This is a genomic window from Methylophilales bacterium, from assembly GCA_019823025.1.
Lineage (GTDB): Bacteria > Pseudomonadota > Gammaproteobacteria > Burkholderiales > Methylophilaceae > BACL14.
The window spans coordinates 1299714-1312287 of record CP081940.1; the positions used below are offsets into that span (position 1 = coordinate 1299714).

At 34.7% G+C, this 12574-nt stretch carries 17 protein-coding genes; 9 read left to right on the top strand and 8 right to left on the bottom strand.

The window, feature by feature from the left end; translation table 11 throughout:
• From K6112_06930 to K6112_06945, 4 genes are all read right to left on the bottom strand, one after another.
• Positions 1–810, bottom strand: coding sequence for an outer membrane lipoprotein-sorting protein (locus tag K6112_06930; protein ID QZP17742.1), 810 nt, complete (start codon positions 808–810; stop codon positions 1–3).
• 32 nt (positions 811–842) lie between these two features.
• A complete protein-coding gene (locus K6112_06935) occupies positions 843–3203 on the bottom strand; it encodes an MMPL family transporter (protein QZP17743.1) in 2361 nt (786 codons plus the stop codon).
• Between the two features lie 67 nt (positions 3204–3270).
• Positions 3271–4002, bottom strand: coding sequence for an SDR family oxidoreductase (locus tag K6112_06940; protein QZP17744.1), 732 nt, complete (start codon positions 4000–4002; stop codon positions 3271–3273).
• Positions 4003–4021: 19 nt separating this feature from the next.
• The gene (locus tag K6112_06945; GenBank protein QZP17745.1) at positions 4022–4855 is read right to left on the bottom strand and encodes an alpha/beta hydrolase; all 834 of its coding nucleotides are present in this window, start codon (positions 4853–4855) and stop codon (positions 4022–4024) included.
• Positions 4856–4988: 133 nt separating this feature from the next.
• Between K6112_06945 and K6112_06950 the strand changes: the two genes are divergently transcribed.
• Complete coding sequence (locus K6112_06950; protein QZP17746.1) at positions 4989–5378, top strand: MarR family winged helix-turn-helix transcriptional regulator; 390 nt, start codon at positions 4989–4991, stop codon at positions 5376–5378.
• A 246-nt stretch (positions 5379–5624) separates the two neighbouring features.
• Complete coding sequence (locus tag K6112_06955) at positions 5625–6101, top strand: MarR family transcriptional regulator (protein ID QZP17747.1); 477 nt, start codon at positions 5625–5627, stop codon at positions 6099–6101.
• Positions 6102–6161: 60 nt separating this feature from the next.
• Here K6112_06955 and K6112_06960 read toward each other — a convergent pair whose 3' ends face one another.
• Together K6112_06960 and K6112_06965 are read right to left on the bottom strand one after the other, a co-directional pair.
• The gene (locus tag K6112_06960) at positions 6162–6692 is read right to left on the bottom strand and encodes a group 1 truncated hemoglobin (GenBank protein QZP17748.1); all 531 of its coding nucleotides are present in this window, start codon (positions 6690–6692) and stop codon (positions 6162–6164) included.
• Positions 6693–7496: 804 nt separating this feature from the next.
• Complete coding sequence (locus K6112_06965; GenBank protein QZP17749.1) at positions 7497–7649, bottom strand: hypothetical protein; 153 nt, start codon at positions 7647–7649, stop codon at positions 7497–7499.
• Between the two features lie 79 nt (positions 7650–7728).
• Between K6112_06965 and K6112_06970 the strand changes: the two genes are divergently transcribed.
• From K6112_06970 to K6112_07000, 7 genes are all read left to right on the top strand, one after another.
• Positions 7729–7875, top strand: a complete 147-nt coding sequence (locus K6112_06970; protein QZP18506.1) for a hypothetical protein — start codon at positions 7729–7731, stop codon at positions 7873–7875.
• Between the two features lie 579 nt (positions 7876–8454).
• The gene (locus tag K6112_06975; GenBank protein ID QZP17750.1) at positions 8455–8730 is read left to right on the top strand and encodes a hypothetical protein; all 276 of its coding nucleotides are present in this window, start codon (positions 8455–8457) and stop codon (positions 8728–8730) included.
• Entirely contained in the window at positions 8731–9141 is a 411-nt protein-coding gene (locus K6112_06980; protein QZP17751.1) for a hypothetical protein, read from the top strand.
• Complete coding sequence (locus K6112_06985) at positions 9142–9408, top strand: hypothetical protein (GenBank protein QZP17752.1); 267 nt, start codon at positions 9142–9144, stop codon at positions 9406–9408. It begins immediately after the preceding gene.
• A gap of 145 nt (positions 9409–9553) precedes the next feature.
• On the top strand, positions 9554–9946 hold the full coding sequence (locus tag K6112_06990) for a hypothetical protein (protein QZP17753.1): 393 nt from the start codon (positions 9554–9556) through the stop codon (positions 9944–9946).
• A gap of 4 nt (positions 9947–9950) precedes the next feature.
• Complete coding sequence (locus tag K6112_06995) at positions 9951–10361, top strand: hypothetical protein (protein QZP17754.1); 411 nt, start codon at positions 9951–9953, stop codon at positions 10359–10361.
• 68 nt (positions 10362–10429) lie between these two features.
• A complete protein-coding gene (locus K6112_07000; protein ID QZP17755.1) occupies positions 10430–10726 on the top strand; it encodes a hypothetical protein in 297 nt (98 codons plus the stop codon).
• A 76-nt stretch (positions 10727–10802) separates the two neighbouring features.
• Here K6112_07000 and K6112_07005 read toward each other — a convergent pair whose 3' ends face one another.
• Both K6112_07005 and K6112_07010 read right to left on the bottom strand, forming a co-directional pair.
• On the bottom strand, positions 10803–12014 hold the full coding sequence (locus tag K6112_07005; GenBank protein QZP18505.1) for a PQQ-dependent sugar dehydrogenase: 1212 nt from the start codon (positions 12012–12014) through the stop codon (positions 10803–10805).
• A gap of 114 nt (positions 12015–12128) precedes the next feature.
• Entirely contained in the window at positions 12129–12461 is a 333-nt protein-coding gene (locus K6112_07010; protein QZP17756.1) for a c-type cytochrome, read from the bottom strand.
• Positions 12462–12574: the final 113 nt, after the last annotated feature.

A 12574-nucleotide genomic window follows, 5' to 3' on the forward strand; every position in this document is an offset into this window, starting at 1 on the left:
TTATAAACCTTTCTTTAAGGCTTGCTTGGTAAAGATGCGATCAGGCACTGGTGAGGTGTAATTTACGTCTGAAAAAGTGAAGATCGTTTTGTGGCCTGTTTTATGGTTCTGCACATTGAGAATATGGCGGGTCCAGATATTATCCACTTTACGTATATCGGACGTAGTCACGGTCTTTAATTCATTCCCTTTCAGATCAAAAAAAAGAGACTTACGAATCAGGTTGATTTCACCGTCAATCCAGATAACAACCTTGGAATGACCCAGATCCTTGGCATCTTCACGATCCTCAACAGTGGCCTCAACTACATAGGTATTGATACCATTGACTACTTCTTCACCTTTGGTGACAAAGGAATAATCTTCGATAGCAATTTTGCCTTCTTTCTTGATGTCCTCATAGGTGAAGTCTGTGCCAAGGAAGTAATCCCCACGATCAGAGGCTGAAATACGTCTTACCTTACGCATAGCAGGAAGATATAGCCATTGATCATCGTCTTTTATTACATCTTTATAGTCAAAGGTAAGAAAGGCTGTGTCTTTCACATTTGATGGTTTTTCATAAAAGATAATCGACTTCTTATCTTTACCGAAATACTTGCGTAATGAGACAGTAAAACGTTCCCGCTCCTTATTGCGTCTATCTATCATCTTCATATGAATTTTACGAGTAACGAACTCTCCTTCATCAAGGGCATTTACACGTTTCACCAATTCCTTACCGTCTGGTAACGTGTTGGCTGAAGCAGGGCTTAAAAATAATACAGAAGATACAAGTGTCAGAACGAATACTTTGGTTAAATTTTTCATGAGTTTTTATCCTTAATTTTTAAGTTTGGGTTTTATTTTTTTAGGGGCATATTCTTAATGAATGATGGACGCGTGACTTTTATCAAGGCTGGCAGCAAGGTCATGCTGGCAATAAAGCTTGTCGAAATTGCGAATAGCACGATGGCACCGAAGCGGAATAAAGGTACCACGTCAGAGAACATTAACACGCCAAAGCCCAAACCAATCGCAAGGAAATTGAATAACAAGGCACGGCCTGTTGATGGGAATAACTTTGCGATTGTTTCATCAAAGCTTTCAGATGAGCGTTCTGCAAAGAGAAGTTTGATACGATCAATAGTATGAATGGCAAAGTCCACCCCCAAGCCGATCGCAACACTTGCAAACATACTTGTGCCGATACCAAGCCAGATATCAAACAGACCCATCACTGCGTATATAATTAGGATTGATGCCATCACCGGAATTAGGGAGAAAACACCTGCTATTAAAGAACGAAATAACAAGGCTGACATGATCAGCACTAATCCTAGAGCGATACCGACGCTTAAGAAGTGGCTTTCTCCAATATTGCCAACCCAGTTATAGTTTAAGTTCACGCGACCACTTAATGTCGCCTTGATCACGCCTGCTTCATTGAAATTCTCATCAATATAAACCTGAACGGTATCAATTACTCTTTTGTTTTCCGAATAAAGACCTGTATCTATATTCACCCGGATATTTGCGAGTTGATAGTCATAGTCAATTTCTTCTTCAAAATCGGTTGGCTCCCCACTGGCGCTATAAAGAAGGAAGAGTTGTGCAATCAATTCCTTATTCTCTGGGATGATGTAATAAGCTTCATCGCTGTTATTTAGGGATTTATACATTTGCTTAATAAAGTCAGCTACGGAAGTTGAGCCACCTACTGTTGGTAAAGTTTCCACATATTCCTGTAGTGCTTCGATTTTACGCAAATTTGCTGGCTCAAACAGGTCTTCTGGATTTGGAGTTTCAATCACAATGTCCAGATTGTTAGTGCCGTCCATGGTGCTATTAATAATTTTGTCTGCAATATGGATTGGCTCTTGCTCATAGAAGGTATCAATACGATCCTCATTCACTTGTACCTTGGTCGCTCCATAGGCTCCCAATAATATTAGGCTTATGCCTAAAAAAACAACCAGTTTGGAATGATTGATCACTTTTTTACCTAATCTATCCATCAATCGACCAAAGCCATCTACTTCTACAACACCTTGAGCACTTACTTTATAGGCTTTGCTTGACTTCACTTTTAACAAAGTAAGCGCTGCAGGGAGTAAGGTGAGGGAATAGACCCAAGCCACGACCACACCGATGGCAGAGAAAAGGCCTAAATATCTAAAAGGGGGCATTTCAGATGCCAGATATAAGCCTAGGAAACCAGCAACGGTAGTTAAAGTAGTCAGAGTAATGGGGCGCCAAATTTCCCCCATTGCCCGGATTACAATTTCACGGGCATTTGCTTCCGGGCGTTTGGCATATTCTTGATAATACTGACTAAAAACATGAATGGAGTCTGCGACAGAAATACCGATCAAAATTACGATTAGTGCGTTGGTTACCACGAAGAAGGCAATACCAAATGCTGCCATTAAGCCAACAGCACTTGCGATTGTAGCTGCGACAATCACGTTAGGTAAAATTGTACTGCGAAGTGTGCGGTAAGCCACAAATAAGATCAGGGTGATAATTATCCCTGCCATTGGGTTCAGACGTTGGGCGTCTGCATCAATATAGGCACCAAGGTAACCTGTGATGGCGCCTTCACCAGCTACATGGATTTCTTCACCAGCTTTTAGCTTTGCATTGGCGGCCAGATCCATAAAGTTTTTATAGGTTTGCTCTGCCTGTGTTGCGTCAATCAACTCTGCAACGATTAGGGTTGCGGTACCGTCACGTGCCACAAGGCTTCCTTGATAAAGCGGGAAATTATCGATACTTTCCTTGATCTTATCAGCTTCCCTTTGGGTTTCAGGCGGGTAGGGGTTAAAGAAATCCTCTACGATCATACCTTCTTCATCACCATAAATATTGCTTGCAGTAGCTAGGCTTGTGACACGATCTATATCTACATTGGGAAGTTTTTCAATTTGGGAATTTAAGTCATAAATAAGCTGTAATGTTCCAGGATTGAAAATGCCGTCCTCATTAATAATAGCGATGACCATCGGGTCTGCTAGGCCAAAAATCTCTTTGACCTTTTCCTTGTAAATGAGTGCAACGTTGTCCTTTGCGATGAAAGCATCCGCTGTAGTATCTTTGTATAGTTGAGGTACAAAAGCCGTTGCTAGACAAATGAATATTAACCCAATAAGGATTATTGTTTTTGGCATCTTGGTAACGATTTCAAAAAATCGTGTTGCTTTGTTATCTGTTTCTTTGATCATATTATTCCTGAATAATTATATGTATATACACGTACTTTTATAAAAAAAAGTAATAAAAGTTATTTATTTACCAAGGTAAAGTCTCTTCTTTGTGAAACAAACCTCCGCTTGGACCATCCTTGTCTAGTGTGGCCAAATACAATGAAGTTTCATAACTATCTTTTACTTCCATAGGAGCATTTGGACCACCCAATTCTGTTTTTACCCATCCTGGATGCCCCGAATTAACTTTTATATTTGTATCTTTTAATTCTAATGCAAGATGAATTGTAAATGCATTAAGTGCTGTTTTTGAGGCGTTATAAGCAAACTCTTTTGCTGGTGCGATGGGTGAGTTTTCAGTTGTATGAAGGGTTAATGAACTTAAAATAGTTGAAACATTTACTATTCTTCCCGCATCAGATTTTTTTATGAGCGGAAGTAATGCTTGTGTAAGAGAGATGACAGAAAAAAGATTTGTTTGAAATGTTTCTTTTATGTCTTTATCTGAAACAGTCGTACTGTTAGTAACAAATAAATTTCCTGTTAAAAGCACACCTGCATTATTTACTAAAATATCTAACTTGTTATATTTCTCTGAAATATAATCATAAATCTTTTGAGGCGCTTCAAGATCTGCGGCATCATATTGAATTAAGTCAGCCTCAATTCCCTGGGCTGCTAATGCTTCTAAAGCCTTTTTACCCTTATCCATATCCCTTGAACCTAATATAACTTTTATACCTTTTTCAGCTAATTTTTTTGATGTCTCAAAACCAATCCCTCGGTTTGCTCCACTTATAAATGCAATTTTTTCCATGACTTTTCCTTATTGATAGTTAATTTAAAATAATTTCAGATACTTCTTTAGGTGATTCCAAAAAGGAAAAATGACCTGTTTCTTTCATTGTATGGAAAGAATTGAGTCCTAATGCCTTCATCGTATTTAATTTTTCATCTTGTTTAGACCAATCGCTTTCCCCATAAATTAGATTCACGGGTGTCTTCAGACCTTGATATAAAGATTCATCGTTTAACCAAGATTTGTGGTTCTGAAAGACATTCCTCTCATGATAAATAAACCCAGGTTTCTTTGTTGATGTACATAAAAGTTTTATATATTTACTTGTAATCGCAGATTTTTTATGAACTCCTCCTCGGAAGATCATCCATAACGTAGGAAAGGATTCTAATTTGGCAAAAAATACACCCAACCCAAGGGGGAGGCTGACATGAAATAGTAAAAAGGTTGCTGCAAAATTTCCTCTCATCACACCTTGTGCAAATCTCTTGTCATAGTCATAGGCATTGAAAGAAAATATTTTTTTAATTCGACTAGGTATTTTTTTTGCAATAGTTGCCGCTAAAACAGCTCCAATTGACTCACCCGCAATAGTTAGATTTCTTAAGTTTAATTTTTCAATAAATGACACAATAGAGTCAGTCAAGAAGGTTTGGTCATAGTTTGTTTTTTTATTGATGGGAGAGTCTCCGTGACCAGGTAGGTCGATAACATAGACTTTAAATTTTTTAGTTAGATAAGGTAATAGTAGATCTGAGTACTCTAATCGATTTCTAATGGTATGCAGCAAAAGTAAAGGCTGACCAGATCCTTGTTCGGTATATCTAATGAATGTCGCATCATTTAAATTAAATTTTTTTATTGATTGCAATTTTTTTATCCTCTTAATAAGTGTATATACACATAATGTTATAATGTATAATAAAAAATAAAGTTTGTAAACAAGTTATATGGATATAGAAAATAAAAAAAGGTTAGAGCTCACAAATTGCTTATGCGCTAGCATGAGACAATCATCGAGAAATATTTCACAAATATATAACAAGCACCTCAAAGCATCTGGTGAAAAAATCAATGCAAATCAAGTATCCATCTTAGTCACAATATCTCAAGTTGATGATGGATCAATTAACAAGATATCAAATCTATTAAAAATGGAGAGAACCACATTATCTAGAAACCTTAATGTCCTCAAAAAAGCAGGATGGGTAAAATCAAATACGGGTTCGGATGGTAGATTTTCATATATTGATCTAACTGCAGAAGGTAATAAGGTTTTAAGTAATGTATTTCCGCATTGGAGTAAAGCTCAAGAACAGGTAAAAAAAATATTAGGTGGGGAGTTAGATTTATTTCGAAAAAATTTAAAGAATATAAACACAAATCTAATTTAATCTTATATACTAAAAATACACATTAACTATTGATTAAAGTGTAATTAAAACAATAGGTTAAGGTAGTTATCAGGGGATAGAGCATCCCCCTCCTAAGGGGAGGGTCGCACGTTCGAATCGTGCCGAGGGCACCACTACTATTTAATTCCTAATGAAGGTTTTTTTACTTATACTCCTAGATGCTAAAATAAAACATTAATTAACCAGCTTTCAAAGCTTATTTAAAAAACTTTTATACTTAAACCTATGCATAAATACCCAAACTTACTTCTTGATAATCAATTGTGTTTTGCTCTTTATTCAGCAACTAATGCAGTTACACGCTTTTATCGTTTTTACTTTAAAGAATTAGATATTACTTATTCGCAATATTTGGTCCTTATTACGCTATGGGAAGGCGACTGTAAAAATATCACAGATATTGCGAAAATATTGAAGTTAGATCTCCCTACAATCACACCTATTTTAAAAAAACTAGAAACTAAGAAGCTTATAAAAAAATCACGATCAAAACAGGATGAAAGAATTATTTTAATCAAATTAACAAAAAAGGGGATAGATTTAGAAGATGAGGTTGCCAAAATACAACATAAGGTTGCCTGTCAGACGCATCTTAATCCAGAAGAATTTAATTTATTAAAAAATAGTTTGAATGATTTAACAGATGCAATGACAATTAATGATGCGGATAAAGAAGATTTAAAACTCAACAAATGTAAATAAAAAAATATTTGAAATAAAAAAAAGGCTATCATTGATAGCCTTTTTGTTTTGTAAAACTTCTTACTTGAGACCATTGTATGGGCTATTGTAAGGGCTTTTATATCCTTTAGTCGGCTTGGTAACAATGACATTTCTAAAACTTTGAAGATCAGCCATAATAAGTTTAATTAAATGATCTGGTACATCAAATTGATAAAATGTTTCCAGACATTCAATCATAATAATATCAAATTCACGGTCCGTAATATTAAGATGAGGGTGAGAGTCTTTCATATTTTTACCACGCCCAAATTCATCAGGTTGATAAATTTTAGGCCCGCCGGTTCTTGCTACGACCCAGTTAGTAAGCATCACCTTAAATCCAGGTTTGGTATAAGCTGCATCATGAACTGCTTTTAATGCAGGATTTTTATTTAATGCCCTGTTTACATAAATATTATCTACCAACCAATCCACTGTTAGAGCGATATTATAAGTACCACCCAATTGAGTATAAATAGATTCTTCTTCATGATGATCGCTTTTGGCAACCAATGAAAAACAACAAATGATTAAAATAGATAAAATAGATCCTAGAAATTTTTTTTGCATTTTTTTCTCCCTAAAAAAAATTAAACGTAGCCTTTTATTTCCAGACTTATAATATTATTAGCACACTAATAGTTAGTATGCAAACTATTTTAATTATATAAAAATTAATTAAGAGGATAGGACAACCTATTTATGACAAAGCATGTTTACAGTTGGTCTTCATTTTAGAAGAAAGTTACTTGTATTACTTAACTCATTATTAAGTCGATAGGTAAATAAAAATGGTTAATTTTATATCTACGTTGATGGAATAAAGCCGGTAGTTTATTTAGACACATAACCATCACACTTGACTAAATTCCCACCCTAAAATACACTTGTCAGTACACATTAATCATTGATTAAAATGTAACTAAAACAATAGGTTAGGGTAATTATCAGGGGATAAAGCATCCCCCTCCTAAGGGGAGATTTATTCTCTATTTTATCTTTCTTCTCGAACTTCAATTACAAATATTTGTCGAGTTAAGTGATGTTCAAATTTTTAAATTAAAAAAAGGAAAGGTAGATGAAAAAGTTTTTAGCTATGTTGGCATTAGCTGTTCTTGTTACAGGATGCTATGCAAAAGAATCAAATAAAGATTATGACAAAACTGAAGATTCAAATGCGAGAAAATATTAAAATCTATTGTTATTAGTACAGATAACTAATGAAATTCATATTACTTTCTATAACGATGATATCCGTTAGCTGTGGAACTGAGGTTATGGCTGAGCCAGAGCACATAAACATTAAACAGGAGGTAGAGAAGTCTATTTTATGTGCTCCAATAGGTGAATCAGGATTTTGTTGTTTATGAGCTTTTAATCCTTATTTTTGTCAAGCCATTGTAATATCAATCCCGCTACCACAAAGACTCCAATGATTGTTAAGACAAGCTTAATTTCTTCTCTAAATATTACAATTAATACTAAAGCTGATATAACGAGTAATAGAAGCTTAGTATTTTTATTCATCTTATTATCTCCCATAAATTTCAAAATACTATAACCTATATTAGTATTTAATACTTAAGATTATTTGCTGAGGAATTACATGATGGAAGATAAACGTTGTTGTGGAAGTGGTACTTGTATAATCAACGCTGAAGGTGTTTGTTGGTGTGGACAAAGATGGGATGGTGAAAAAATGCTTCCAGCAAACTCAGACATTAAAAAAACCGAAGAGGCTGATAAAGACTAGTATGGAATCATCAATGCTATATATCGCAGTCTTTGTTATGTTGATTGCTTTATTTATCCTGATATGTCTCATCGCTTATTTTAATAAACAATCAGATAAGAGAAAACTAAAGGACTGATATTAAACTAAACAAATTACTTTTAGTGCTGGCTCTTGTTTTAATAATTTTGGGTTTAATTCCTTGGATAATTCCCACTTAATTTTAGGCTCAAACTAGCAATTGTAAAATAACGGGCGTATATTAAAAATGTAATACCGCCTGAACACTTATAGTTTTTTTATAATTAAGGTGAAAAACACTACGGTGTGCGTGCACCAGCTGTTCTTATCTCAAAGAACTCCCATAACTGCGTGTGAGCCTAAAATAGTTGCTTACTTTAAATTTTTAATTACTACTCCGTTATGTTTGGGTGGTATTAATTATATAAAACTTGAGCGCACATCAAATACATTTGACTAAATTTGCACCCTAAAATACACTATGCTATACACATTATCTATTGATTAAAATGTAAATAAAACAATAGGTTAGGCTAGCTATAAGGTGATAGTGCATACACCTTTACAAGGAGAAATAATATGAAATTAAAAGTAGATAAAACAACAAAGATACTACTTGGTGCAATTGCAGCAGGTTTGTTCTTAAACGCAAGTAATGTAGTTATAGATAGAGCTTATGCCAATGACTGGGATGTCGTAGTAGAGCTAAATAAAAGTAATGTTAAGATTGACAGAATGCAAGAAAATCTAAACATCATTGATAAGAACGTAAGAGTCTTGGAAAAAATAGTAGATACAGCTGAAAATAATCTTATAGTAGCAATAAATAATGCTTGTAATGTAAAAACAAATTAAATGAAAAAACTTTTTTTATTATTTTTATTATTGCCACTGATCTCTTGTTCTGATCATCAAGCAAATAATAGTTGGGGGAGTTATGCAACGAATAAAGAGACTCAAAAACAAGAATTTTGGTTTACATCTTACAAGACTAGAGAAGAATGTATAGCAGATATGTCTTGGCAGCTTGAGGGCGAAGACGATCCAAATAAAAAACGAATTTCAATTTTGCATACAAAGCCTTACGGCTGTCATTTTATGTCAAATAATAAATGGCTTTCTATGTACTATTATTTAGTTTACAGGGATGAAGGTATGGGTTGTTTATGGGAATCAAGCAATCCAAATGTACGAATAAAGTACTCAGTGACCCTAAAGACATTTGAAAATGTGCCTGAGCAAGGAAGATGTATTCTAGGTGATTAAATGAAAAAATTATTTCTACTTACATTAATAATCCCAATACTGGGACAGAGTAAAGAAGTTTTTACTAATGACCAAGGTTTAAAGATCGAATATGTTAAGCCATCTGTTTCATGTTTCTATGATAAAGAAGCCTACGAGGGCTATTTGAATACCTGCTTAATGTTGCCTAATTATGAAACCTGTGCCCAAACAAAATATGAAAATTATATTTGTAGTGATCAAAACATGATCAAGCAATTAGAAAAAAAAGCAAAGGAAGCCCGATAACAAAGTGAAGGGTTACTTAATCAGTCTGTTTATCGTCTTTGGCGTCCTATTTGGAATTTGGTCATTAATTGATTGGAACGCCCTCGCGGTTTGGTATGACTCATTGAGTTAGATATAATTAAATAAAAAATGACTTAATATTCGAATGAAATATTTAATACTCCTCTGCTTTATTATTGCAATCACTACTTGTGCGATGGCTCATGACAAAAGTTCAGAGTTCTATATCCCAAGTGAGTCAAATGCCTACCAAGGAAGATTAATATATGACTCTAGTAAAGAAGATTACCCTATAGATAAAATGATTATGCTTTGCGAGCCCTATACAGGGATAGATACAGCGCAAACAAAATGTAAACAACAAAGTCATCAATCAATGGTGATCTGCGATTATAAGTGTAGTCTACATTGGTCAGCATTAAGCAAGAAAGCGCCTAGAGCCTGTTGCCGTGGTCTCGTCCCAAAATGTTTAGCTTGTGAGGCAGGCGTCACTGAGAAAGAATGGTTGGAGGCAAACCCTGAATATCAGGTAGAATGAAAGCATGAAAAAACTACTGCTTATCGCATTAACGATTCCCAACTTTGTTCTAGCTGATGACTTTAAATTAGTTTGTGAAGGTGAGGAGAGTAACTATAGAAATGATGTGTTAGAAAATACATCTAAAACTTCGCTCACGCTTCAAGTCAAAAATGATTCTATCATTATAGATTCAATGACTTATAAAAGTAAGACATTTGATTATGGCGCTATTAAAGGTGAGTCGAAATATGTCAAAGAAGACGCCCAGGTTATTTTAGAAACCACTCAAGTTAGCAATGAATGTGACACTTCTTTATTAAACGTAAAACTGAATCGCTCTAATGGCATGATTGAATCCACAGCTAAAAGAATTGGGGCTTGTGACGGGAGCAGTTTTACAACTTCAACAAAATTTAAAGGTAAGTGCAAGTAACAAGTAAGCGTAAAAAGACCGCTAAATTTTTTTGAACCACCTCTATTTGCTTGCACCTAATTAATCATATGAAAAAAATAAGCCTGATTTTTTTATTAGCACTATCACTAGTTGTAACAAGCAAGGCGAGAAGCTTAGAAACAAAATTATCACCTCAAGGTTCTGATAAATATAATTTTCTAATCAAAGGTGATGCCAAGACTTCTGAAAAAAAATTAAGGGAAGTTTTTCAAAATAAAGTGAATGAGGTTTGCGGAACTCGTTTCGAAATAATAAACATCAAAACAGATTATATAAATAAAGAGGGGTCCAAAAATAATGTATTAGATGGCACTTTTAAATGCTTTGTAAATAGTCAGATGTAAAAAAACCCTCATTAAAATTCAATGAGGGTTTTTTCATATATTCCAGTAGTGTAAAGACTACATAAATATTCTAAAACTACATAGCTGAAATTTTATAAATTTCACCTTCGTCAGTTGTCGCATAAAGAGCGTTATCAGGACCCATTTCTAGACCACGAAATCTCTTTGAAACGCCAACAGGCATATGGATAACACTCTTAACTGATAATCCATCAGGTGCAATATCAACAATATCGATACGCATGCCACCTGGTGTACCACCAAAACCAATACCCATGATGCCAGTTGCTAGACGGTTTTCATAAATACCCCAGTTATTACCTGTTAAGAAAGCAGCAGAACCAGTTCCTTGTGAATAACCATTGTTTTGCCAAGCAGGGAACATGAGGTCATCAAAACGAGTATCACTCATTGGTGTGTATGCAGCACGAACAGCAGGTGTCATACCTTCCATTTGATTTGGCTCATAACCACAGTATTTATCTGGACAAGCACCTCTACCCGCTCTTTTTTCTGCAGGATCCCAACCACCATTACCACCATTTACTAGCGCAGTAATTTCGTCGTTATGCCATGGGCCATGTTCAGCAGTAAATGCTTGACCATCTGTAGGACGGAAATCAATACCTTGAACATTTCTATGACCATATGTATAAAAACGTTTATCCGCTTTGATTTTGTTTTTAGGATGACCTTTACCATCAGCATCAATTCTTAGAACGACACCACATACTAAAGAGTTATCTTGAGGACATACACCTCTATGACGATCGCCTGTACCTACCCAAAGATATCCTTCTGGGCCAAAGGCCATTCTTCCACCATTGTGAGCACCTGGACCACCAAAAGGTTGGTTAGATTCAAATGGTTTATATTGAATGTCTTTCACAATGTCAGTACGACCAGATACTTTTGTTAGATCTTTATTCACTTTAAATTTCATGACGATATTTCCGTCACATTTTTCAAAGTTAGTTTTACAGCCAGATCCATGATACTTTGATGAAGTTGAATACACATAAATTGTATTGTTCTTCTTGAAATTAGGGTCTAAAACAACACCTAACATACCCGCTTGACCACTACAAAATAGATCATTTCCAGCACTTTTATAACCTTTAGAATCTTTCATTCCATAAAGTGCGTTTACTTTTCCTGATGCTGTTTTTACTGAAAGACCTTTACATTTTTCAGTGTAAAACATAGAACCATCTGCAGTAAAAGCCATATCCCATGGATTTTCCAACCCAGACATTACTACCATAGATCCGATCTTAGGAACATTCATTCCCTTAGAGCCGTGATCATCTGCATAAACTGCTGTTGACGTGAATGTTGCAGCAGAAATTAATGCAGAAAATACTAAGCCAAATTTACTTAATAATTTCATGTTACTTTTCTCCTAGTTGTTAACTTCATATTTTGCATCCTTTAAATATGCTGCTAAATCAGCAATTTCTTCATCCGTAAGAGGTTTTGCCATCATAATCATTAACCCTGAATTCGGACCGATCTTAGTTCCAGATCGATAAGTCTCAAGCTTATCAGTTATGTATGGGATTTCTTTACCGGAAATTTTTGGATAACTAGCAGCGCCTTTACCTGCAGGACCATGACAATTAATACATGTTTTATCATATCGAATTTTACCAGCCTCTATATTGCCTGCTAAAACCTGGAAACTTAATAAATAAAATAAAATGCCAAAAAAACTAGTAATACTAAAATATTTCAATTGCAATCACCTAACAAAATTAATAAAAAATACAAAACTAAAAAAATACAATCTCAAAAAAAATTTCTTAAGACTTAATAAATAATATACACAATTAAACAAGTTTGCCAAGT

Coding starts and splice junctions, on each gene's coding strand:
- K6112_06970 (QZP18506.1), top strand. CDS start 7,729: ATGATGGAAGATAAACGTTGTTGTGGAAGTGGTACTTGTATAATCAAC.
- K6112_06930 (QZP17742.1), bottom strand. CDS start 810: ATGAAAAATTTAACCAAAGTATTCGTTCTGACACTTGTATCTTCTGTA.
- K6112_06950 (QZP17746.1), top strand. CDS start 4,989: ATGAGACAATCATCGAGAAATATTTCACAAATATATAACAAGCACCTC.
- K6112_06990 (QZP17753.1), top strand. CDS start 9,554: ATGAAATATTTAATACTCCTCTGCTTTATTATTGCAATCACTACTTGT.
- K6112_06935 (QZP17743.1), bottom strand. CDS start 3,203: ATGATCAAAGAAACAGATAACAAAGCAACACGATTTTTTGAAATCGTT.
- K6112_06960 (QZP17748.1), bottom strand. CDS start 6,692: ATGCAAAAAAAATTTCTAGGATCTATTTTATCTATTTTAATCATTTGT.
- K6112_06980 (QZP17751.1), top strand. CDS start 8,731: ATGAAAAAACTTTTTTTATTATTTTTATTATTGCCACTGATCTCTTGT.
- K6112_06985 (QZP17752.1), top strand. CDS start 9,142: ATGAAAAAATTATTTCTACTTACATTAATAATCCCAATACTGGGACAG.
- K6112_06940 (QZP17744.1), bottom strand. CDS start 4,002: ATGGAAAAAATTGCATTTATAAGTGGAGCAAACCGAGGGATTGGTTTT.
- K6112_07000 (QZP17755.1), top strand. CDS start 10,430: ATGAAAAAAATAAGCCTGATTTTTTTATTAGCACTATCACTAGTTGTA.
- K6112_06995 (QZP17754.1), top strand. CDS start 9,951: ATGAAAAAACTACTGCTTATCGCATTAACGATTCCCAACTTTGTTCTA.
- K6112_06955 (QZP17747.1), top strand. CDS start 5,625: ATGCATAAATACCCAAACTTACTTCTTGATAATCAATTGTGTTTTGCT.
- K6112_06975 (QZP17750.1), top strand. CDS start 8,455: ATGAAATTAAAAGTAGATAAAACAACAAAGATACTACTTGGTGCAATT.
- K6112_07005 (QZP18505.1), bottom strand. CDS start 12,014: ATGAATGTTCCTAAGATCGGATCTATGGTAGTAATGTCTGGGTTGGAA.
- K6112_06965 (QZP17749.1), bottom strand. CDS start 7,649: ATGAATAAAAATACTAAGCTTCTATTACTCGTTATATCAGCTTTAGTA.